Source organism: Pseudaquabacterium pictum, from assembly GCF_005403045.1.
Lineage (GTDB): Bacteria > Pseudomonadota > Gammaproteobacteria > Burkholderiales > Burkholderiaceae_C > Pseudaquabacterium > Pseudaquabacterium pictum.
The window spans coordinates 227,237-249,609 of record NZ_BJCL01000005.1; the positions used below are offsets into that span (position 1 = coordinate 227,237).

The 22,373-nt window shown below is 72.7% G+C and carries 17 protein-coding genes and 1 other RNA gene; 10 read left to right on the plus strand and 8 right to left on the minus strand.

The window, feature by feature from the left end; translation table 11 throughout:
* Positions 1-271: 271 nt before the first annotated feature.
* Positions 272-601, minus strand: a complete 330-nt coding sequence (trxA, locus tag FFT10_RS12315) for a thioredoxin TrxA (RefSeq protein WP_137733117.1) — start codon at positions 599-601, stop codon at positions 272-274.
* A gap of 219 nt (positions 602-820) precedes the next feature.
* Between trxA and FFT10_RS12320 the strand changes: the two genes are divergently transcribed.
* Both FFT10_RS12320 and FFT10_RS12325 read left to right on the plus strand, forming a co-directional pair.
* A complete protein-coding gene (locus FFT10_RS12320; RefSeq protein ID WP_228027084.1) occupies positions 821-2,608 on the plus strand; it encodes a serine/threonine protein kinase in 1,788 nt (595 codons plus the stop codon).
* Complete coding sequence (locus tag FFT10_RS12325; protein ID WP_137733118.1) at positions 2,605-5,088, plus strand: serine/threonine protein kinase; 2,484 nt, start codon at positions 2,605-2,607, stop codon at positions 5,086-5,088. Before FFT10_RS12320 ends, FFT10_RS12325 begins: the two co-directional genes overlap by 4 nt.
* Before the next feature lie 21 nt (positions 5,089-5,109).
* Here the strand turns inward: FFT10_RS12325 and ffs are convergent.
* An RNA gene (ffs, locus tag FFT10_RS12330) (signal recognition particle sRNA small type) lies at positions 5,110-5,206 on the minus strand.
* 89 nt (positions 5,207-5,295) lie between these two features.
* Here ffs and FFT10_RS12335 point away from each other — a divergent pair.
* Entirely contained in the window at positions 5,296-5,979 is a 684-nt protein-coding gene (locus FFT10_RS12335) for a response regulator transcription factor (RefSeq protein ID WP_137733119.1), read from the plus strand.
* Here FFT10_RS12335 and FFT10_RS12340 read toward each other — a convergent pair.
* The 4 genes from FFT10_RS12340 to FFT10_RS12355 form a co-directional block, all read right to left on the minus strand.
* A complete protein-coding gene (locus tag FFT10_RS12340; protein ID WP_137733120.1) occupies positions 5,946-7,469 on the minus strand; it encodes a sensor histidine kinase in 1,524 nt (507 codons plus the stop codon). The two genes, FFT10_RS12335 and FFT10_RS12340, sit on opposite strands and share 34 nt — an antisense overlap.
* Positions 7,470-7,479: 10 nt before the next feature.
* Entirely contained in the window at positions 7,480-8,940 is a 1,461-nt protein-coding gene (locus FFT10_RS12345) for a sensor histidine kinase (protein WP_137733121.1), read from the minus strand.
* Positions 8,941-9,063: 123 nt separating this feature from the next.
* A complete protein-coding gene (locus tag FFT10_RS12350; RefSeq protein WP_137733122.1) occupies positions 9,064-9,876 on the minus strand; it encodes a Crp/Fnr family transcriptional regulator in 813 nt (270 codons plus the stop codon).
* Between the two features lie 127 nt (positions 9,877-10,003).
* Positions 10,004-11,131 carry an AIR synthase related protein gene (locus FFT10_RS12355; protein WP_137733123.1) on the minus strand — a complete coding sequence of 376 codons (1,128 nt, stop codon included), beginning with the start codon at positions 11,129-11,131 and terminating at the stop codon, positions 10,004-10,006.
* Between the two features lie 82 nt (positions 11,132-11,213).
* Here FFT10_RS12355 and dnaX point away from each other — a divergent pair, with 82 nt between their 5' ends.
* The 3 genes from dnaX to recR are packed head-to-tail and all read left to right on the plus strand — an operon-like array spanning position 11,214 to position 14,132.
* On the plus strand, positions 11,214-13,196 hold the full coding sequence (dnaX, locus tag FFT10_RS12360) for a DNA polymerase III subunit gamma/tau (protein ID WP_137733124.1): 1,983 nt from the start codon (positions 11,214-11,216) through the stop codon (positions 13,194-13,196).
* Positions 13,193-13,519 carry a YbaB/EbfC family nucleoid-associated protein gene (locus FFT10_RS12365; protein ID WP_137733125.1) on the plus strand — a complete coding sequence of 109 codons (327 nt, stop codon included), beginning with the start codon at positions 13,193-13,195 and terminating at the stop codon, positions 13,517-13,519. The genes dnaX and FFT10_RS12365 overlap by 4 nt, the downstream gene beginning before the upstream one ends.
* A 7-nt stretch (positions 13,520-13,526) precedes the next feature.
* Positions 13,527-14,132: a recombination mediator RecR gene (gene recR, locus FFT10_RS12370; RefSeq protein WP_137733126.1), complete on the plus strand. Its 606-nt coding sequence runs from the start codon at positions 13,527-13,529 to the stop codon at positions 14,130-14,132.
* 21 nt (positions 14,133-14,153) lie between these two features.
* Here recR and FFT10_RS12375 read toward each other — a convergent pair whose 3' ends face one another.
* Together FFT10_RS12375 and gloB are read right to left on the minus strand one after the other, a co-directional pair.
* On the minus strand, positions 14,154-15,749 hold the full coding sequence (locus FFT10_RS12375; RefSeq protein WP_137733127.1) for a transglycosylase SLT domain-containing protein: 1,596 nt from the start codon (positions 15,747-15,749) through the stop codon (positions 14,154-14,156).
* Positions 15,746-16,519, minus strand: coding sequence for a hydroxyacylglutathione hydrolase (gloB, locus tag FFT10_RS12380; protein WP_137733128.1), 774 nt, complete (start codon positions 16,517-16,519; stop codon positions 15,746-15,748). The genes FFT10_RS12375 and gloB overlap by 4 nt, the downstream gene beginning before the upstream one ends.
* Between gloB and FFT10_RS12385 the strand changes: the two genes are divergently transcribed.
* The 4 genes from FFT10_RS12385 to FFT10_RS12400 all read left to right on the plus strand — a co-directional run bounded on the left by FFT10_RS12385 (position 16,518) and on the right by FFT10_RS12400 (position 22,371).
* On the plus strand, positions 16,518-17,396 hold the full coding sequence (locus FFT10_RS12385) for a class I SAM-dependent methyltransferase (RefSeq protein WP_137733129.1): 879 nt from the start codon (positions 16,518-16,520) through the stop codon (positions 17,394-17,396). The genes gloB and FFT10_RS12385 overlap by 2 nt on opposite strands.
* Positions 17,397-17,861: a ribonuclease HI gene (gene rnhA, locus FFT10_RS12390; protein WP_137733130.1), complete on the plus strand. Its 465-nt coding sequence runs from the start codon at positions 17,397-17,399 to the stop codon at positions 17,859-17,861.
* Positions 17,862-17,972: 111 nt separating this feature from the next.
* Positions 17,973-19,232: an efflux RND transporter periplasmic adaptor subunit gene (locus FFT10_RS12395; RefSeq protein ID WP_137733131.1), complete on the plus strand. Its 1,260-nt coding sequence runs from the start codon at positions 17,973-17,975 to the stop codon at positions 19,230-19,232.
* 34 nt (positions 19,233-19,266) lie between these two features.
* Entirely contained in the window at positions 19,267-22,371 is a 3,105-nt protein-coding gene (locus FFT10_RS12400) for an efflux RND transporter permease subunit (protein WP_137733132.1), read from the plus strand.
* Positions 22,372-22,373 lie beyond the last annotated feature (2 nt).

The following is a 22,373-nucleotide window of genomic DNA, read 5'->3' on the forward strand; positions in this document are numbered from 1 at the left end:
TGGTGGCAGCGCGCCGGGCCAGGGCTGTTTTGCCGGGTGATGCCAGGCCGCCACAGTGGCGACGCCGGCATCCGGGGGCCAACGGCCGGGCACGGCTGGCGCATGAACTGCCGCCATCGACCGGCCCTTGCGGAGCCGGCGGGGTTGTGTGCACGGGGGAGTGGCCGGACCCTCGCGCCGGGACCGGGTCAGGGACCCGCAGGCGAGGTGGCTTCAATCGTCCTGCCGCCGGCGCCTTGGAAGGCACGACGACCAACGACTCAACGACAGATTATAGATGCGGCTCGATGAAAGCCGTCAGTTGGGCCTTGGACAGGGCGCCGACCTTGGTGGCGGCGAGCTGGCCGTCCTTGAACAGCATCAGGGTCGGGATGCCGCGGATGCCGAACTTGGCCGGCACTTCGCGGTTCTCGTCGACGTTCATCTTGGCGATCTGCAGACGGCTGCCAAATTCCTTGGCCGTCTCGTCGAGGATGGGCGCGATCATCTTGCAGGGGCCGCACCACTCGGCCCAGTAGTCCACCAGCACCGGGGTGCCCGACTTCAGCACATCGGCTTCGAAGGTGGCATCGGTGGTGTGCTTGATCAGGTCGCTGCTCATTGTTGTTCCTAGGGGAGGCCGGGTCGAATGCCGGGGGGCGCCTGGCCCGCCCGCGCGCCGCTGCAGAAGCAGGGGCAGATTTTGGCACAAAGGGGTCTGGCGCGCGTTGCGCCGCCCCAGTGGCAGCCAGGGGGGAACTGTGCGGTCAAGGCCTGGCTGTTCCGGCCTTCCTGTCTGGCCGGTTTCGATCCAATCCAGCGAAACAACACGAGCAGTCGCATGGCCGCACCACCGCCGCCCCGTTCCGCCGCCCAAGCCGTGCGCCACCTCGGCCGCTTTCAGCTGCTGCGGCTTCTGGGCAAGAGCGCCCGCAGCATGCTCTGGCTGGTGTCCGACCCGCGGGTTGGTCAGGAGATGGTGCTGATGCTGCCCCGCACCCAGCCGGCCGATGCCGATGCGCTGCAACGCTGGCTGGAGGCCGCCCGCCGCGCTGCCCGCGTCGATCACCCTGGCCTGCAACCGGCCGTGGAGGTGGGCGAGCACGAGCGCTGGCCCTACATCGCCTACGACCGCGGCAACACGGTGACGCTGGCTGAGCGCCTGAGCAGCAAGGGCCTGCCCGGTGCCGAGCTGGTGCCCTGGATGCTGCAGGTGCTGCAAGGCCTGGCCTTCGCCCATGAGGCCGGCCTGGCCCACCATGATGTGCAGGCGGGCATGCTGGCCCTGTCGGAGAACGGCACCTGCACGCTGATGGGCCTGGGCGTGGTGTCGCCGGCCGACGCCGATGCCGCCAGCCTGCAGGCGCAGCGCCGCGCCGCCGAGCGTGATGTGTTGGGCCTGGGCCTGGTGCTGCACCATGCGCTGGCCGGCACCGCGCCGCTGGAGCAGGCCGACACCGGCGTGGTGATCGACCGCATGCCGCCGCTGGGCCGCGAGATCGTGCGCCTGCCCTGGACCGGCGCGCACCCGATCCCCGAACCGCTGCGCGCCATTGTCAACCGCGCCACCGACCGCCAGGAGCGCCAGCGCTACCGCAATGCCCGCACGCTGGAGCGTGCGCTCAGCGGCTGGCTGCGCACCGATGGCGAATCCAGCGGCGGCCCGATCATGCTGCTGCTCGACCGCATGCGCGCTGCCGGCCTGTTGCCGGCGATGCCCGGCGGCGCCAGCCGCGCGGCGCGCCTGGCCTCGCTGGAGCGCCAGCGCAGCACCGACCTGGCCGAGATCGTGATCCAGGATGTCGGCCTGACCTTCGAACTGCTGCGCAGCGTCAACGGCGGCAGCATGCGCACCACCATGGGCGGCGGCAACGGGCCGATCCTGACGGCGCGCCGGGCCATCGAGATGATCGGCATCGACGGCGTGCGCCGCGTCGCCACCGCGATGCGGCCCTGGCCCGGGCCGCTGAACGAGGCCCATGCCACCGAGCTGTCGGCCCTGCTGGACCGGGTGCGCCTGGCTGGCCGGGTGGCGCAGTGGCTGCGGCCGGCCGGCTACGACGCCGAGGTGGTCTTCCTGCTGGCCATGCTGCAGAGCCTGGGCCGGCTGGTGGTGCAGTACCACTTTCCGGAAGAGGCGGTGCAGATCCGCCGGCTGATGCAGCCGGCGCCGCCGGCCAAGGCCGGCGAGCCCGAGGACCCGGGCATGGGCGAGGAGGGCGCGTCCTTCGCGGTGCTGGGCGTGGACATCGACGCGCTGGGCGTGGCCGTGGCCCGCCACTGGGGCATGGACGACAGCGTGGTGCACATGGTCCGCCGCGTGCCGTGGACGGCACCGGTGCACAGCCCCGACGGCGACGACGACCTGCTGCGCCTGACCGCCAGCTGCGCCAACGAGGTGGTCGATGCGCGCAGCGTGCCGGCCCACCACCGCCTGGCCTGGCTGCAGCGGGTGGTGCAGCGCTACGGCCGCATCCTGGGCGTGACGCTGCGCGACGTGCAGATGGCCGCCCAGGGCGTCTCGCCCTACGACGAACCTGCCGACCATGCCGCCGGCAGCGCGCCGCAGCCCGGCGCCGGCGCCGGAACGGCGTCTGCCGCCGGTCTGGCCACCGGGGCAGCGCCTTGACCCCGGCGGCCGGGGCGCAGTTCGGGCGCTACCGGCTGCTGTCGCCGCTGGGGCGTGGCGCCCAGGCCACGGTGTGGCGGGCGCATGACGAGCGCCTGGACCGCGCGGTCGCGCTGAAGCTGCTCAACCCCGAGGCCAGCCGGCCGCTGCCCGGCCAGCCGGCGCAGCACTGGCTGCAGGAGGCGCGGGCGGTCGGCCGCCTGGCACATCCGCACATCGTGCCGGTGTTCGATGCCGAGCAGATCGACGGCCAGGCCTGCCTGGTGTTCGAGCTGGTGACCGGCAGCACCCTGGCCGAACTGCTGCGCCAGCGCGGCCGGCTGCCCGCCCGCGACGCGGTGGAGCTGATGCTGGGCGTGGTGGACGCGCTGCGCGCGGCCCATGCGCAGAACATCGTGCACCGCGACCTGAAGCCGTCGAACATCCTGGTCGACGCCGACGGCCGGGCGCGTGTGATGGACTTCGGCATCGCCGCGCGGCTGGATGCCGGCCCCGGCGACGCGGCCGATGCGCTGGCCGGCTGCATCGTCGGCACGCCGGGCTACCTGTCGCCCGAGGCCGCGGCCGCGGCGGCGCCATCGGGCCAGATGGATGTGTTCGCCGCCGGCCTGGTGCTGGCCGAGCTGCTGACCGGCGAACGGCTGCTGCCCGAGCGCGAGCCACGCGCCGCCCTGCGCCGCGTGCTGAGCGAGGACCTGCTGCTGCCCGAGGGCGCCGATGCCGACGACCGGCTGCGCGCCATCGTGCAGCGGGCCATCGCCCGCGATCCGGCCGACCGCTACGACAGCGCCGCCAGCCTGCGCGATGCGCTGATGCAGTGGCTGGCGCCACCCGACGAGCCGCAGGCGGGCAGCGGCCACGGCACGCTGGACTTCCTGCTGCGGCGCATGCGCCACAAGAGCGACTTTCCGGCGCTGACCGGCCATGTGCTGCGCATCCAGCGCATGGCCAATTCCGACAGCGACTCGCTCAGCTCGCTCGCCGACGAGATCCTGAAGGACGTGGCGCTGACGCAGAAGCTGCTGCGCCTGGTCAACACCGCGCAGTACCGGCGCAACGGCCACGGCGTGTCCACGGTGTCGCGGGCGGTGGCGCTGGTGGGCCTGGCGGGCATCCGCAACCTGGCGCTGTCGCTGGTGCTGGTCGAGCACATGAAGGACAAGGCCCATGCCCAGCGGCTGAAGGAGGAGTTCCTGCGCTCGATGCTGGCCGCGCAGCTGGCGCATGCCCTGTCGGCCGGCGCGCGCGATGCCGAGGAGGCCTTCCTCGGCGGCATGTTCTACAACCTCGGCAAGCTGCTGACCGAGTACTACTTTCCCGACGAGGCCGAGGCCATCCGCGCGCAGCTGCGGCTGACGCCGGCACCGGCCGACAGCCGCAGCCACCCCGACCAGCTGGCCGACCGCGCTGCCCACATGGTGCTGGGCCTGGGCTTCGAGGCGCTGGGCATGGGCGTGGCCCGCCACTGGAGCCTGCCCGACAGCCTGCAGCGCTGCATGCGCCGTCCCGACGGCGTGCTGCCCGCGCAGTCGCTGGCCAGCGGTCCGGAGCGCCTGCGCTGGCTGGCCGTGGCCGCCAACGAGGTCTCCGATGCGCTCTGGTCGGCCGACGACGACAGCCTGCCACTGCGGCTGGAGGCGGTGGTGCAGCGCCATGGCCGCGTGCTGGGCCTGGCCTTGCCCGAGCTGCGCCGGGCCGTGGATGCCGCCCGCACGGTGATGGCCGAGATGGCGCCGGCCATGGGCCTGGTGCTGCCGCGCGGCAGCCGCGGGCAGCAGGTGCTGGACCAGGCGGCGCCGGCCGACCCGCCCGACACGCTGACGCCGCACCGGCTGGTGGCCACGCTGGGCGCGGCGGCAGCGGTGTCGCCGGCCGCGGCCGACCAGCCGACGGTGCGCCTGGTCGACACTCCCCCGCCCGGCCGGACGGCGGGCCCGACGGTGGTCGTCAGCGAGGTGCTGGCCGCCGGCATCCAGGACATCACCGACACCCTGGCCGGTGACAGCTTCCGCCTGAACGAGGTGCTGCGCATGGTGCTGGAGACCATGTACCGGGCACTGGGCTTCCAGCGCATGGTGTTCTGCCTGCGTGATCCGGCCAGCGGCCGGCTGCATGGCCGCTTCGGCCTGGGCGACCGGGCCGCTGCGCTGAGCCCGCTGTTCCAGGTGCCGCTGCGCTGGCCGGCCAACCAGCCGCCTGACCTGTTCGGCGCGGTGTGCCTCAAGGGCAGCGACACGCTGATCGCCGACGCCCGCGCGCCGGCCATCGCGCAGCGGCTGCCGGCCTGGTACCGCCAGCAGGTGGATGCGCCGTCGTTCCTGCTGCTGCCGATGCAGATGAAGCAGGCGCCATTCGCGCTGATCTATGCCGACCAGGCGCAGGCCGGGGCCTTGCAGGTGGGGGACCGGGAACTGGCGCTGCTGCGCACGCTGCGCAACCAGGCGGTGATGGCGTTCCGGCAGGCCGCGCCGCAATCCTGAGCGGCGGGTGAAGATGAGGGGGGTGACGAGCCTGACCCCGGCACTGGTCACAACGGTTGGGGCTGCTTCGTTCCCGACCTGACCCGGTTGGCCGCGCTTCCATGCGGGGAGGCCCGTCACCGCGGATTGTAGGTGAAGGCCTCCAGCGGCCCCGGTGGACGGGCGTGCACAATCCCGATTCACGTCAGTGCAGTCCCCGCAGCACGCATGCTTCCCGCCACCTTGGCCCTCGTCGACGACGACGCCACCTTCAGCGAATACCTCGCGTCCTACCTCGCTGGCCGGGGCGTGGCGGTGCAGTGGTTCGCCGACAGCGACGACCTGCTGTGCAGCGCGCAGCCCTTCGGCTTCGACTTCTACGTGGTCGACCTGATGCTGCCCGGCATCGACGGCCTGAGCCTGATCCGCCTGCTGCGCCGGCGCTCGGACGCCGGCATGCTGGTGGTCTCGGGCAAGCTCGCCGACGATGTCTTCGACCAGGTGATGCTGGCCGGTGCCGACATGCACCTGGCCAAGCCGGTCACCTTCGAGCAGGTGGCGCTGGCGGTGGCGGCGGTGTTCCGCCGCTCCGGCGGCAAGCGGGTGACGCAGGCCGCCTGGCGCCTGGATGAGGCCGCCCGCCGCCTGCTGGCGCCCGATGGCGCGGTGATCGAGCTGAGCCCCACCGATGCCAGCGTGCTGGCCTGCCTGCTGGAGGCCGATGGCGCCACCGTGGCCCGCGACACCCTGGCCCAGCGCCTGGGCCTGTCGCTCAACGAGGACCCGAACCTGCTGCACGCCACCATCTACCGCCTGCGCCGCCGCATCGAGCGGGCCACGCCCGGGCTGGTGCCGCTGCAGTCGAAGTCCCGCGTGGGCTACGTGTTCCGCGCGCCGCTCGAGCCGGCCTGAGCCAGTTCGGGCTCGCCGCCGTCGCCCACCAGGGCGTCGGCCAGCGCGTCGTCCATGCCCCAGTCGTCGGCCGGCAGCGGAAACACCAGCTGCGCGACGAAGCCGCGCGGCAACTCGTTGCCCAGCACCAGCTGGCCGCCGTGCAGATCCATCACCTGGCGCACCACGCTCAGCCCCAGGCGCCGGCGCGCCGGCTGACCGGGCGGCGGCGTCAGCAACTGGTCCGGCGCGATGCCGGGGCCGTCGTCGGCCACCAGCAGCCGCAGGCCGCCGCCGGCGGGCAACTCGTCGATGCACAGCTGCACCTGCACGGCCGGCCCGCCATGGGCGAAGGCGTTGTTCAGCAGGTTGCGCAGCGCCAGCCGCACCAGGCCGGGTTCCACCTCCAGGCTGTCGACATCGGTGCGCCAGTCCACCGTCAGCCGGTCGAGCTGGCGTGCGCCCAGGTCGCCCAGCGTCAGCTCGACCAGGAAGTCCAGCGCCACCTCCTGCCGCACCAGCGGCGTGCCGCGCGACAGCAGCGTGGCCGCGGCCAGGGTGTTGTCCAGCACCGAGCGCACATCGCCCAGCACCGTCTGCGCCTGCAGCAGCTGGGCGCGCACCTGGCCGGCGCTGGCGCCGCGCGGCTGGCGCAGCACCTGCACCGCATCCTGCATGGCCTGGCCGGCGCTCTGCAGCGGCTGGCGGATCTCGTGCGCCAGCATCTGCAGCAGGCTTTCGCGCTCCTCGGCCAGTTCGTCGCGCTGGGACAGCAGGGCCTGCAGCTCCTGCGCGGTCTGCTCGGCGGCCTCGCGGCTGGCGGTCTCGTCCATCTGCGCCTGGCGGGCCTGGAGCTCGGCACGGTGCAGGTCGTCCAGCACCATGCCCAGGCAGCCCAGGTTGCCGAACAGCGCGGCCAGCGCCGCGGCGCCGACCACCAGCCACCAGTCCCAGCGGCCGGCTGACGGCGGCGCGGCGGCGATGGCGAAGGCACGCAGCACCAGGGCGGCGGTCAGCAGCCACTCCGTCCAGGCCAGCCAGCGCCCGGTGCGGGCGCCGCTGCGGGTGCTGGCTTCCCAGGCATGTTGCCCGGTGATGGCGGTGCCCAGGATCAGCACCGCATTGGCATAGCTGGCGGCCACGCGCGGGTCGTCCGACTGCAGGCAGGCGGCCCAGCCCAGGCCCAGCGCCGCGGCCGCCACCGACCAGCTGCCCAGGTGCAGCGGCCGGCCCATGTGGCGGCGCAGTGCCAGCAGCCGCAGCACCAGCCCGGCCAGCAGCAGCGCTGGCAGCCCGGCCTGCTGCAGCACCGCCGGCAGGTGCGGCGGCAGCGGATCGGCCAGGCCACCCAGGGCCAGGCAGGCGCCCAGCAGCAGCGTGCCTGCAGCCCACAGCTGCACCGCCTGCGCATGGCGCGGGCCGCGCAGCATCAGCCAGGCGGCGCAGGCCATCAGCAGGTGCAGCAGGCCCACGGTGGCGGTGGCCAGCTGCAGCACGAAATGCGCGGGCATCGGTGCTGCCTCAGGCGGCGCGGGCCTGCGCCTGCTGCGGGAACACCAGCCGCGCCACCAGGCCGTGCGGCTGGCGCGGCTGCAGTTGCAGCGCGCCGCCGTGGCGGGCCATCACCTCGCGCACGATGTACAGGCCCAGGCCACGCGGCGCCGGTCGCTGGGCGCCGGGGCGCAGCGGCGTGCGTGCCGGCGCCGGCTGCCAGCCGGGCGGCGGGCCGACGCCGTCGTCGACGACGCTGAGCACCAGCGCCGGCGGCATGGCCTGGCGCTCGGCCTGGATCAGCACCGACACCGCCGGCCCGCCATGGCTGAAGGCATTGCGCAGCAGGTTGCGCAGCGCCAGCCGCACCAGGCCGGCTTCCAGCTCGGCGGTGTCGGGCAGGTCCTGCCAGTGCACCCGCACCAGGCGGCGCTGGGCGTCGGGCAGATCGGCCAGGGCCTGCTGGATCAGCGGCATCAGCGGCGTGTCCGGCATGTACAGCGCATCGCCACCGCCCAGCAGGTTGGCGGCGGCCAGGGTGTTGTCCAGCACCGAGCGCACGTCGGTCAGCACGCCCTGGGCGCGCTGCAGGCGCTCGGCAGCCAGCGGCAGCACGTCGCGGCGCGGCTCGTCGAGCACGGCGCGTGCGGCCTGCAACGCGCCGCTGGCGTTGTGCAGCGGCTGGCGGATCTCGTGGGCCAGCAGCTTCAGCAGGTGGTCGCGCTCGGCGGCCAGCTCGTCGCGCTGGTGCAGCAGGTCACGCAGGCTGGCGGCGCGGTCCTCGGCGGCGTCGCGGCGCAGCCGCTCGGCCCACTGCACCTCGATGGCGGCGCGCTCGGCGGCGCGGCTGCGGCCCAGCACCAGGCCCAGGTAGCCCAGGTTGCCGAACAGGGCCGTCACCACCGCCAGCGAGGCGGCCAGCGCCAGGTCCCAGCCGCTGCCGTTGCCGCCGGGCGGCACCCAGCCGGCCAGGCTGGCGGCGGTGCGTGCCACCACGGCCAGCGCCAGCAGGCATTCGGCGGCCGCCAGGCCGTGGCCGAAGCGCGACCCCAGCACCTGGCCCACCGCCACCGCATGGCGGGCCAGCACCAGGGCGGCGCCGGCCAGCAGCAGTGCACTGACCGCCAGCACCACGGCCGGCGTCGCCACCAGCCCGGCCAGCTGGTGCACCGCACCGGCCCCCAGCCAGGCTGCCAGCGCCCGGCCCACCCGCAGCGGCCGGCCCAGCTCCCGCCGCAGCGCCAGGATGCGCAGCGCGAAGGCGCCCAGCAGGCTGTGGAAGGCCAGGTGGGCGCCCAGCCAGGGCGGCATCAGCGCGGCCAGGCCCAGCAGCACCATCGCCAGGCCGGCCAGCAGCGCGCCGCCCACCCACAGCGCCAGCGGCTGCGCCGGGTGGCGGCGCCGCAGCAGGGTCCACAGGGTCAGCGCGAGCAGGCCGTACAGCACCCCCGCCACCAGGGCGATCAGCGGAAGCGGCGACAGCGGCGGCATGGTGGCATCGAGTCCCGGAACCGGCCGCTGGCAGCGTGGAGACAGCGGGCGCCGGCGCTGCGATTGTGATGGCTGCTGGCAGCTGGCCGGCAGGACCGCGCAGTGCCTGGCCGATGCAGCGGCTCAGCCGGCGGCGCGGCGGCGCGCCGCCGTGCCGCGCGGCGGCCGGGCGGCCGGGTTGGGCGCCTGGCAGTGCACCACCGTCGAACCGTCGTCCAGCACCTGCAGTTCGCCGGCACGGGTCAGCGCCATCATCACCCGGCTGACCATGGCCCGCGAGGCGCCGATCATGTCGGCGATGGCCTGGCGGCAGACGCGGCCGCGCACCACCGGCCGGCCGTCCCGCAGCTCGGCCAGATCCAGCAGCTGCTGCACCACGCAGCCGCGCACGTCGTGCAGCGCCAGCAGGGCGATGCGGCGGTTCTTGCGCCGCAGGCGCTGCACCGTCAGGCGCAGCAGTGCCTGCATCAGGGCCTGGGACTCCTGCAGGCAGTCGAGGAAGTCGTCCCGGCCGATCACCAGCACCTCGCTGGGCAGGGTGCAGCGCACGGCGGCGTACTGCGGCTGGGCGTCGATGGCGCTCAGCTCGCCGAAGTGGTCGCCCGAGCGCAGCTGGTCCACCAGCAGCGAGCGGCCGCGCAGGTTGTGCCGCAGCACCTGGGCCTGGCCCTGCAAGAGCACGAACAGCCCCGCCTCTTGGCTTGCCTGGTCCACCACCATGGCATGGCGGCCCAGACGGCGCAGCACCGCGCGCCGCGCCAGCAGGGCAAGCAGCTCGGGCTCCAGGTCATGGAACAGCGGCACGCCGCGCAGCATCTCCACGGTCACCGACGGCCGCGTGGTCGCCGGCGCTGCCGGCCTGGGCGCGGCCACCTGCACCGGCAGCACAGGGAGGAGGACGTCGCTGCGGTGGTCAGGAGCGCTGAGAAGGGTCATGGCGTGGGCGGGCTGATCTCAGCAAGATCATATCTGATCATGCTGATCAGCGCGACGCGCAGGCAACCGTCCGGCGGGGCAGCCGAGGCTCAAAACGACCGGTGGAGCGCGCCTGCCGGCGCGCGGATCAGCGCAGCTGCAGCGCGTCGTCGCCGAAGCGCAGGCCCAGCGGCTCGATCAGCAGTTGCTTGGGGCCGGCCTCGACCGTGCCGGCCACGCGGGCGCCAATGCCCAGGCCCTGGGCGATGGCCACGGTGCGCTCGGCATCGCCGGGGGCGACGAACAGGGCAAAGCCGGCGCCCATGTTCAGCGTGCTGTAGGCCTCCTGGTCGTCCTGCTGGGCCTGCTGCTGGATGAAGCGCAGCACCGGCGGCACCGGCGGCACGGTGTGGATGCGGTAGGTGAAGGTTCCCGGGTGGCGCAGCAGCTTGCGCCAGCCATGGCCGGTGATGTTGGCGTTGTAGTGCGGCACGATGCCGGCCGCCCACAGGGCCTCGGTCACCGGCGAGTACAGCACGGTGGGCGCCAGCAGGGCCTCGCCGTAGCTGAGGCCGGGCGCGATCTCGGTCAGGTAGCCCTGCGGCAGCCGCTCCACCAGCTTGCGGGCCAGGCTCAGGCCGTTGGCATGGATGCCGCTGGAATCGAGCAGCACGATGGCATCGCCGGCGGCCAGCCTGTCGCCCACGCTCAGCCGCTGCTTGGGGTTGACCAGGCCGGTGCAGCTGGCCGCCAGGTCGATGCGGCCGCCCTCGACGATGCCGGCCAGGGCCGGCGTCTCGCCGCCGCCCCAGGCCACGCCGCAGGTGTCGCAGGCGGCCTTCCAGCCGGCCACCAGCGCCTGCGCGCGGGTGGCGTCGCCAAACCAGTCCGATCCCCCGGCGGCCCAGTAGGCCTGCACCACCAGCGGTGTGGCGCCGACGGTGATCAGGTCGTTGACCGCCATCGCGATGGTGTCCTGGGCGATGCCGGCATACCAGCTGCGGCCGGTCAGCGCCGCCATCTCGTCGGCCACCAGGGCCTTGGAGCCCAGGCATTCGACGATGCTGGCGATGTAGAACGGCCCGACATCGACCACATAGGCCGATTCACCGCGCGAGGCCGCCACTTCGGTGAAGCCATGCCCTGCCAGATGCCCGGCCGTGGCCGCGGCGGCGCGCTGGGCGCTGACCTTCAGCGGGTCGATCAGGTCGTAGTTGACGCCCGCTTGTTCGTAACTGAGGGTGCCGGGGCTGGAGGGGGCATGGTGGGAACTCATGCCCGGGATTATCGGCGAGGCCCCGCGCCCGCCCGCCCCGCCGGCCCCCGGCCGGCCGGGGGGCGCCGCCTAGAATGCCGTGATGTCTCATGTCGTCCTGGCCCGCAAGTACCGGCCCCGCAGCTTTGCGCAGATGGTGGGCCAGGCGCATGTGGTGCAGGCGCTCGGCAATGCGCTGAGCAGCGGGCGGCTGCACCATGCCTATCTGTTCACCGGCACGCGGGGCATCGGCAAGACCACGGTCAGCCGCATCCTGGCCAAGAGCCTGAACTGCACCGGCCCCGACGGCACCGGCGGTGTCACTGCCGCGCCCTGCGGCGTCTGCCAGGCCTGCACCGAGATCGATGCCGACCGCTACATCGACTACATCGAGCTCGACGCCGCCAGCAACCGCAGCATCGACGAGATCCGCGAGCTGATCGAGCGCGCCGCCTACAAGCCCAGCGTCGGCCGCTACAAGGTCTTCATGATCGACGAGGCGCACCAGCTCACCAAGGACGCCTTCAACGCCTTGCTGAAGACGCTGGAGGAGCCGCCCGAGTACCTGAAGTTCGTGCTGGCCACCACCGACCCCGAGAAGATGCTGCCCACGGTGCTCAGCCGCTGCCTGCAGTTCAACCTGCGGCCGATGGCACCCGAGACCGTGGCCGCCCACCTGCAGCAGGTGCTGGCCGCCGAGGGCGTGGCCGCCGATGCCGGCGCCATCCGCCTGTTGTCGCGGGCGGCGCGCGGCTCGATGCGTGATGCGCTGTCGCTCACCGACCAGGCCATCGCCTTCGGCGCCGGCAGCCTGGCCGAGGACGGCGTGCGGGCGATGCTGGGCACGGTCGACCGCTCGCATGCCGCGGCGCTGGTGCAGGCCCTGGCCGGCCGCGACGGCCCCGCCGTGCTGGCGACGGTGGATGCCCTGCGCGGCATGGGCCTGTCGGCCGCCGGCACGCTGGAGGAGATGGCCGGCCTGCTGCAGCAGATGGCGGTGGAGCAGGCCGTGCCCGGCGCGCTGGACGATGCCGACCCGGACGCTGCCGGCGCCCGTGCCCTGGCCGCCCAGCTGCCGCCGGACGAGACCCAGCTGCTCTACAGCATCGTGGTGCATGGCCGGGTCGAACTGAGCCTGCTGTCCGATGAATACGCCGCGCTGACCATGGTGCTGCTGCGCCTGCTGGCCTTTCCGCCGGCCGGGCCGGCACCGGTGCCGGCCGGTGCGCCGCGTGCCGCGCCGCTGGTCGCTGCCCCGCGCGAGGCGCGCAGCACGGCGCCCGCACGGCCTTCAGCAGCGGCCTTGCCGGCGGTGCCGGCCGCGCCGCCGCCGCGGCCGGCACCGGCCACGCCACCCGTGCTGCAGGCGCCAGCCGGGCCGGCTGTGGCTCCGCGCCCGGCCGCCCCACCGCCCGCACCCGCTGCTGCCCGCGCGCCTGCCCCGGCGCCCCGGCGCCTCACCGCCGAGGAGCCGCCGCCCTGGGCCGAAGAGGCGGTGCCGGACGACGACGGCGCGCAGGGCGCGTCCGATGCCGTCCTGCCACCGGACGAGCCGGTCGCCGACGCGCCGGTCATGGCCCGCCCGGTACCTGCCGCAGCCGCTGCGGTGGAGCCGGTGGCACCGCTGGTCACCACCCCGCTGGGTGACCGCTGGGCCGCGCTGGTGCGCCCGCTGGCCGCCGCCGGCAACCTGGTGGCCATGGTGCGTGAACTGGCCTGGCAGGCCGAGCTGCTGGCCGTGACCCCGGTCGACAGCGGCGGCCATCGCTGGCAGCTGCGGGTCGAGCGTGAGAGCCTGCGCAACCCCAGCCTGGCGGCCAAGCTGGCGGCCGCGCTGACCGAGGCCCTGGGCGAACCCGCCCAGGTGGAGGTGGTGGCCGGCGTGGCGCAGGACGCCATCACCCGCCGCGACAACCACGCCCGCGAGACGGCCCAGCGCGCGGCCGAACAACTGATCCAGGCCGACCCCGAGGTGCGCGCGCTGATGGCACAGTTCCGCACCGCCCGCCTCGTGCCGGGCTCGGTCAAACCCCTGGCCGCCGACGGCGGCGGTCCGCAATCCAACCCGAAGGCATCCCCACCATGATGAAGAACCAACTGGCCGGCCTGATGAAGCAGGCCCAGGCCATGCAGGACAACCTGAAGAAGGCCCAGGACGAGCTCGCCACCATCGAGGTGACCGGCGAATCCGGCGCCGGTCTGGTCAAGGTGCAGATGACCTGCAAGCACGACGTGCGCCGCGTCACCATCGACCCCAGCCTGCTGGCCGACGACAAGGACATGCTGGAAGACCTGGTGGCCGCCGCCATCAACGACGCGGTGCGCCGCGTCGAGGCAACCACGCAGGAGAAGATGGGCAAGCTCACCGCCGGGATGCCCAACATCCCCGGCATGAAGTTCCCGTTCTGATCCCGCGGTGGCCGAGCGCAGCCTGGAAGGCCTGATCGACGCGCTGCGGCGGCTGCCCGGCGTGGGCCAGAAATCGGCGCAGCGCATGGCCTACCACCTGCTGCAGCATGACCGCGACGGCGCCCAGCGCCTGGCGCAGGCGCTGCAGACGGCCACGCTGGCGGTGCAGCACTGCCAGCGCTGCCACACCTTCACCGAAGAGGCGCTGTGTGCCACCTGCAGCGATGCGCAGCGCGATGCGCGCCAGCTGTTGGTGGTGGAAAGCCCGGCCGACCAGGCGGCGGTGGAGCGCAGCGGCAGCTACCGCGGCCTGTACTTCGTGCTGATGGGCCGGCTCAGCCCGCTCGATGGCATCGGCCTGGCCGACATCGGCGTGCACCCGCTGCTGGAGCGCGCGGCCGACGGCGTGGTGCAGGAGGTGATCCTGGCCACCGGCTTCTCGGCCGAGGGCGAGGCCACCGCCCATGTGCTGGCGCAGGCGCTGCGCAGCCTGCCGGGGCCCGGCGGCGCGCCGCTGACGGTCACCCGCCTGGCGCGTGGCGTGCCGGTGGGCAGCGAGCTGGAATACGTCGACCTGTCGACCCTGGCCCATGCGCTGAGCGACCGGCGCTGAGCGCCGGCGTCAGCCGCGTGCTCAGTTGGCCCGGGTGCGGGCGGTGGCGGCGGGCTTGCTCAGCCGCTTGGCGGCGCCGGCCTTGGCGGCCACCCGCGTGGGCTTGCTGGCCACCATCACCGTCACCGCCTGGCCCGGCTTGAAGCGCGCGCCCACGGCCACGTTGTTGAGCTGGGCCACCTGCTCGGGCCGCATGCGGAAGCGCTTGGCCACTGCGGCCACGCTGTCGCCCTTCTTGCCGGCCTTGAAGGTCTGGCGGCGCAGCGGCGGCACGTCGGGCGCCAGCGCCAGCATGGCGTTGTCGGCGATGTGCTCGGCCACGTCCTCGGTGCGGTGGGCACTGCGCGGCACCAGCAGGGTGGAGCCGGCCTTCACCAGCATGCCCTTGGGGATGTTGTTGACGCTGCGCAGCTGGGCCTCGTCCATGCCCACCAGGCGGGCGGCCTCGGCCGGCTTCACCGTCTTCGGTGCCACCCAGGCCGTCCAGCTGGCCAGGTTGCCGCGGTGCTGGCGCAGCCCGCGCACGAACTGGCTGGCGTTGTCGTAGGGCAGCAGCACCTGCGGCGTGCCGGCAGCCAGGATCACCGGCTTGTTCATCTGCGGGTTGAGCTGCTTGAACTCGTCCAGCGGCACACCGGCCAGGCGCGCCGCCAGGTCCAGGTCGATGTCGCGGTCCAGCGCCACCGACACGAAGTACGGGTGGTTCTGCAGCACCGGCAGGCGCAGGCCGAAGGCCTGCGGATTGGCGACGATGTTCTCCACCGCCTGCAGCTTGGGCAGGTAGTTGCGCGTCTCGTCGGGCATGCGCAGGCTGTCGTAGTCGGTGGGCAGGCCGGCGCGCTGGTTGCGGTCGATCGCGCGCTGCACGCTGCCCTGGCCCCAGTTGTACGCGGCCAGCGCCAACTGCCAGTCGCCGAACATGCCGTGCAGCATCTGCAGGTAGTCGAGTGCGGCGCGGGTGGAGGCCAGCACGTCGCGGCGGTCGTCGCGGAAGACGTTCTGCCGCAGGTCGAAATCACGCCCGGTGCCGGGGATGAACTGCCACATGCCGGACGCCTTGGCGCTGCTCATGGCCTGCGGGTTGAAGGCGCTCTCGATGAAGGGCAGCAGGGCCAGCTCGGTGGGCAGGCCGCGGCGGTTCACTTCCTCGACGATGTGGAACAGGTAGCGGCCGCCGCGCTCGGTCATGCGCTGGACGTAGTCGGGTCGGCTGGCGTAGTACTGCTGCCATTTCTCGACCCGCTCGTTCTGGAGGTCAGGAATGGCCGTGCCCTGGCGAACCCGCGCCCAGAGATCGGTCTGGCTGCCGGGGGCGCCCAGGTCGAGCAGTTCGGTGGGGCGCAGCGGGTCGACGGCGATCGGGTCGGGCGTGGCCGGCTGTGGCACCACGTCGACCAGGGCTGGCGCTGCCGCGGGTGCCGGTGCGGCCACCGGCAACGGTGCCGGCTGGGCGGCCGCCACCTGGGCGGCGGCGATGGGGGCGGTGGCCGGCGTCTGCAGGCCGGGGCCAGTGGCGCAGGCACTGACCAGGGCGGCCAGCGCCAGCGGCAGCAGGCGCAGGCTCAGCCTTGCGGTCGGGTGGTGGGGCAGGGCCAGGCCGGCATGGGGCGGTGTCATCGGAAATTGTTCTTCCATTCGCGCAGGGCGCCCAGCACCGCGGGCCCGCTGGGGTCGGCCGCCCCGCGGGACTGCGCGGCGGTGATCACGTCGGGCGCATCGCAGCGCATGAAGGGGTTGATCGCACGCTCTTGCGCGATGGTGGAGGGCAGGGTGGGCAGGCCGTCGGCGCGCAGGGCGCGGCAGGCCAGGGTGTAGCGCGCCAGCGCGGCATTGGCCGGCTCGACCGCCTGGGCGAACTTCAGGTTGCTCTCGGTGTACTCGTGGGCGCAGCACACCCGGGTGTCGCCGGGCAGGTCGGCCAGGCGGCCGAGCGACTGGTGCATCTGCGCCGGCGTGCCTTCGAACAGCCGGCCGCAACCGCCCGAGAACAGCGTGTCACCGCAGAACAGCACCGGCGCCTGGCCATCCTGCGCCGGCAGGAAATAGGCGATGTGGCCGGCGGTGTGGCCGGGCACGTCGATCACCTGGAACCGCAGACCCAACACCTCGACGCGGTCACCATCGGTCAGCGGCTGGAAGGGCTGGGGGATGGATTCGCGCGCCGGGCCGTAGACCGGGCCCTGCAGCCGCGGCCGCAACGCTGCCACGCCACCGACATGATCGGGGTGGTGGTGCGTCACTAGAATGGCGGCCAGCGCGAGGCCCTGGGCATCCAGCGCAGCTGCCACGGGTGCCGCATCACCCGGATCGACCACGATGGCCTGGCGGTCATCGTGCAGCATCCAGATGTAGTTGTCGGTGAAGGCGGGCAGGGCTATCAGTTTCATGACGCGCAATCCATCGATTATAGAGTTGGCCCAGTGGCTGCAGAGCCCGCCCGGCCGCTACCTGCTGGACTGGGAACAGGCCCAGCTGGACCGCACCGTGACCGACCTGTTCGGCTTCCATGCGCTGCAGCTGGGGCTGCCCGATCTGGCCGGCCTGCGGGCCAACCGCATGCCGCACCGCTGGGTGGCCAGCGACAGCCTGCGCGCGCCCGAAGCCCTGCCGCTGCCGGTGGCCGATGATGCCCTGTCCACGCTGATGCCGATGGATGCCGGCAGCGCTTTGCATTGTGATTTCGATGCGCTGCCTTTTCCCAACCAGAGCTTGGACCTGGTGGTGCTGCCGCACACGCTGGAGCTGGCGCGCGATCCGCACGACACCCTGCGCGAGGTGGAACGGGTGCTGGTGCCCGAGGGCCGCGTGGTCATCGTCGGCTTCAACCCGGCCAGCCTGTGGGGCCTGCGCCAGCATGCCGGCCACTGGCGCCAGCGCCTGGGCGGCCAGCGCCCGCTGTACCTGCCCAGCGCGGGCGAGTTCATCGGCTACCGCCGCGTGCGGGACTGGCTGCGCCTGCTGGGCTTCGAGGTCGAGCGTGGCCGCTTCGGCTGCTGGGCGCCGCCGCTGCGCTCGGAAGCCGGCCTGGCCCGCTTCGCCTGGATGGAGCAAGCCGGCCGCCGTGGCTGGCCGGTGCTGGGCGCGGTCTACATGGTCGAAGCCGTCAAGCGGGTGCGCGGCATGCGCCTGGTGGGCCTGGCCCGTCGGCAGAAGGTGGCCAAGCGGGCCGCTGCACCGGCGGTGGTGGCCAACCGCGGCACGCCACCGGCCTGGCGCCAGGGCTGGACCAATGCCGACGAGACACACACACAGGAGAACGACTGAATGCAAGACGACAGCCCGGCAGCGCCGGAACGCGTGGTGGTCTACACCGATGGCGCCTGCAAGGGCAACCCCGGCCCGGGCGGCTGGGGTGCGTGGCTGCGCTGGGGCGCGCACGAGAAGGAGCTGTTCGGCGGCGAGGCTTCGACCACCAACAACCGCATGGAGCTGACCGCGGTGATCGAGTCGCTGGCGCTGCTCAAGCGCCGCACGCCGGTGGCCATCTACACCGACAGCAGCTATGTGAAGGACGGCATCACCAGCTGGATCCACGGCTGGAAGAAGCGCGGCTGGCGCACCGCCGACAACAAGCCGGTGAAGAACATCGAGCTGTGGCAGCGGCTGGACGCACTGGTGTCCAGCCACGATGTGCAGTGGCACTGGGTCAAGGGCCACTCGGGCGACCCGGGCAACGAGCGCGCCGACGCGCTGGCCAACCGCGGCGTCGACACCGTGCGGCTGCGCTGAGCTGCCGCCCCGCGGCCTGCACGGTCATCACCCCGCAGGCGGGTAGCCACGGGTGACAGCGGGGTCGGGGCGGCGCCGTTACATTCGAAGATTGACTTGACGCCAGGCCTGATGAAAAAAGTGCACACCACCCTTGTCGTTGTGGCCCTGGCGGGCGCCGTGGCCGCGGCCTGGTGGCTGCAGAACCGCCCCGGTGGTGGCCTGCCCGGCATGGCGGCCACCGCGGCAGCGCCGGCCGCACGTGGTGCGTCCGGTGCCGGCGGCCCGCCGGGCGCAGGGGGCCCTGGCCAGGGCGGCCCGGTGCCTGTGGAGGCCGGCAAGGTCACCGTCGCCCGGCTGGAAGACGATGCCCAGGCGGTCGGCACGCTGCGCTCGAACCAGAGCGTGGTGGTGCGGCCCGAGGTCAGCGGCCGGGTGATCAAGCTGGGCTTTGCCGACGGCCAGCGGGTGCGCCGTGGCCAGTTGCTGGTGCAGCTGGACGACACCCTGCAGCAGGCCCAGCTGCAGCAGGCCGAGGCCCAGGCCAGCATCGCCCGCACCAACCTGCAGCGCAGCCGCGAACTGGTGGCGCAGAACTTCGTCAGCCAGAGCGCGGTCGACCAGAACGCCGCCGCGCTGGAGGTGGCCATGGCCCAGGTGGCGCTGGCCAAGGCCCAGGCGGCCCGGCTGCAGATCTACGCGCCCTTCGACGGCGTGACCGGCATCAAGCTGGTGAACGTGGGCGACTACCTGAAGGACGGTGCCGACATCGTCAACCTGGAAGACGTGTCGTCGGTGTGGGTGGACTTCCGCCTGCCCGAGCGCTTTCTCAGCCGCACCCGGCCCGGCCAGCCGGTCGAGATCACGCTGGATGCACTGCCCGGCCGCAAGCTGCAGGCGGTGGTCGGCGCACTCGATTCCCAGCTGGATGCCAATGGCCGCTCGGTGCTGGTGCGGGCCAAGCTGGCCAATGGGGATGGCGTGCTGCGCAGCGGCATGTTCGCCCGCGCGCGGGTGGTGTTCTCGGTGCGTGAAGCCGCGCTGGTGGTGCCCGAGGAAGCGCTGGTGCCGCAGGGTGACAAGCAGTTCCTGGTCCAGCTGGTGCCAGGCGAGAAGGGCCTGGTGTCGAAGAGGCTGGAAGCCCGCATCGGCCAGCGCGCCGCCGGCAAGGTGGAGGTGCTGTCCGGCCTGGCCGAGGGCGACACCGTGGTGCTGGCCGGCCAGGCCCGGCTGATGCGCGCCGACGGCACGCCGGTGCGGGTGGTCGACCTCAACCGCCCGGGTGGCCGCGCTGGCCGGCCCGGCGGCGGCGCCTCGGCGCCGGCAGGGGCCGGATCGGCGCCTGGTGGTGCCGGCGGCCCGCCGGCGGCGCGCGCAGCCTCGGCTGCCTGACGGCCTCGCCAGCCCCACCCCGCCGGAGCCCGCCATGAAGCTGTCCGAAATCTCGATCCGCCGGCCGGTGTTCGCCACCGTGCTGTCGCTGCTGCTGGTGCTGCTGGGCGCGGTGTCGTTCACCAAGCTGTCCACCCGCGAGTACCCGCGCATCGACGAGCCGGTGGTCAACGTCACCACCCGGCTGGCCGGTGCCTCGTCGGAGGTGATCGAGTCCCAGGTCACCAAGGTGGTCGAGGACTCCATCGCCGGGATCGACGGCATCGAGATCCTGACCTCGATCTCGCGCGCCGAGCAGAGCCAGATCACCGCCCGCTTCAAGCTCAGCAAGGACCCGGACTCCGCCGCCGCCGATGTGCGCGACCGCGTCTCGCGGGTGCGCGCCCGCCTGCCCGACGCCATCGACGAGCCGGTGATCGCCAAGGTCGAGGCCGATGCCACGCCGGTGCTGTGGCTGACCTTCTCCACCGAGACCATGTCGCCGCTGCAGGTGACCGACCTGGTCAACCGCATCGTCAAGCCGCGGCTGCAGACCGTGCCCGGCGTGGCCGATGTGCAGCTCAACGGCGACCGCAAGTACGCGATGCGGATCTGGCTCGATCCGGACAAGCTGAGCGCCTACCGCCTGACGGTGCAGGACGTGGAAGACGCGCTGCGCCGCCAGAACCTGGAGGTGCCGGCCGGCCGCATCGAGAGCCGGCAGCGTGAATTCAGCGTCACCGCCCGCACCGACCTCAACACCGAGGCGCAGTTCGCCGAGGTGTCATTGAAGGCCGTCAACGGCTTCACCGTGCGGCTGAAGGACGTGGCCCGCATCGAGCAGGCCGCCGCCAGCGAGCGGTCGATCGTGCGCTTCAACGGCCGCCAGGCGATGAGCGTGGGCGTGATCCGCAATGCCACCGCCAACCCGCTGGACGTGGCCGGCGGCGTGCGCGACCTGCTGCCGCGCATCCAGCAGGAGCTGCCCGCCAGCGTGAAGGTGGAGGTGGCCAACGACAACTCGGTGTTCATCGCCCGGTCGATCGAATCGGTGTACCGCACGGTGGCCGAGTCGGTGGTGCTGGTGGCGCTGGTGGTGTTCGTCTTCCTGCGCACGCTGCGCGCCAGCATCATTCCGCTGGTCACCATCCCGGTCAGCCTGATCGGCACCTTCTCGCTGATGGCGCTGGCCGGGTTCTCGATCAACACGCTGACGCTGCTGTCGCTGGTGCTGGCCATCGGCCTGGTGGTGGACGACGCCATCGTGGTGCTGGAGAACATCTACCGCCACATCGAGGAAGGACTGGAGCCGTTCCAGGCCGCGCTGAAGGGCGCCAAGGAGATTGGCTTCGCCGTGGTGGCGATGACGCTGACCCTGGCCGCGGTGTTCGCGCCGCTGGCCTTCACGCCCGGGCGCACCGGGCGGCTGTTCGTCGAATTTGCGCTGGCGCTGGCCGGTGCGGTGCTGGTGTCGGGCTTCGTCGCGCTGACGCTCACGCCGATGATGTGCAGCAAGCTGCTGAAGCACAACCCCACGCCCAACCGCTTCGACCGCGGCATGGAGCGGGTGCTGCTGGGCGTGAGCGCCGGCTACGGCAGCGCGCTGCGCTGGGTGCTGGGCCAGCGCTGGCTGGTGGTGCTGGTGATGCTGGCCTCGGGCGCGGGCAGCTGGTGGCTGTTCATCAACACCAAGAGCGAGCTGGCGCCGATGGAGGACCGCGGCGTCATCTTCACCAACATCAGCGCGCCCGATGGGTCCACGCTGGAGTACACCGACCGCTACCTGCGCGTGGTCGAGAAGGCGGCGATGGACACGCCCGAGCTCGACCGCATCTTCATGTTCGCCGGCAACCCGTCGGTGGCCCAGGGCGCCGTGATCATGCGCTCGGTCGACTGGTCCGAGCGCAGCAAGAGCACGCAGCAGATCGCCCGCGAGCTGCAACCCAAGCTGGCCGGGCTGCCGGGCGTCACCGCCTTCCCGATCACCCCGCCCAGCCTGGGCCAGGGCTTCCGCGAGCGGCCGATCAACTATGTGATCGTCACCAGCGACAGCTACGAGAACCTGTCGCGGGTGGCGCAGCAGTTCCTGGCCGAGATGGCCAAGAACCCCGGCTTCGTGCAGCCCGACACCGACCTGCGGCTGAACAAGCCCGAGCTGTTCCTCGAGGTCGACCGCGACCGCGCGGCCGATGCCGGCGTGGCCGTCGACCAGGTGGCGCGCACGGTGGAGACCATGCTGGGTGGCCGCTCGGTCACCCGCTACAAGCGCGATGCCGAGCAGTACGACGTGATCGTGCAGACCGAGACCCGCGGCCGCACCCGGCCCGAGGACATCGACAAGCTGTTCGTGCGCGGCCGCAACGACGTGATGGTGCCGCTGTCCAGCCTGGTGAAGGTGCGTGAATCGGTGAGCCCGCGGGAGCTGAACCACTTCAACCAGCGCCGCTCGGTGTCGATCACGTCCAACCTGGCGCCGGGCTATGCCCTGGGCGATGCGCTGAAGTTCATGGACGAGACGGCGGCCAAGGTGCTCAAGCCGGGCTACGCCACCGAGCTCAACGGTGTCTCGCGCGAGTACCGCGCGTCCAGCGGCGCGCTGGGCCTGGTCTTCGTGCTGGCGCTGCTGTTCATCTTCCTGGTGCTGGCGGCGCAGTTCGAGAGCTTCGTCGACCCGCTCATCATCCTGCTGTCGGTGCCGCTGTCGATGGTGGGTGCGCTGGGGGCGATGCAGCTGACCGGCGGCACGCTCAACGTCTACAGCCAGATCGGCCTGATCACGCTGGTGGGCCTGATCACCAAGCACGGCATCCTGATCGTCGAGTTCGCCAACCAGCTGCGCCAGCAGGGCCGCAGCACCTTCGAGGCGGTGGTCGAGGGTGCCAGCCTGCGGCTGCGGCCGATCCTGATGACCACCGGCGCGATGGTGCTGGGCGCGCTGCCGCTGGCCCTGGCCACCGGCGCGGGTGCCGAAAGCCGCCAGCAGATCGGCTGGGTGATCGTGGGCGGCATGTCGGTGGGCACGCTGCTGACGATCTTCGTGGTCCCCACGGTCTACACCCTGTTCGCCCGCCGCCGTGTGCCCGGCGAGATCACCACGGTCGAGCGCGACGACACGCCGCCCGTCCTGCACGCCGTGCCGACCCAGGCCGGCGCCGACTGAAT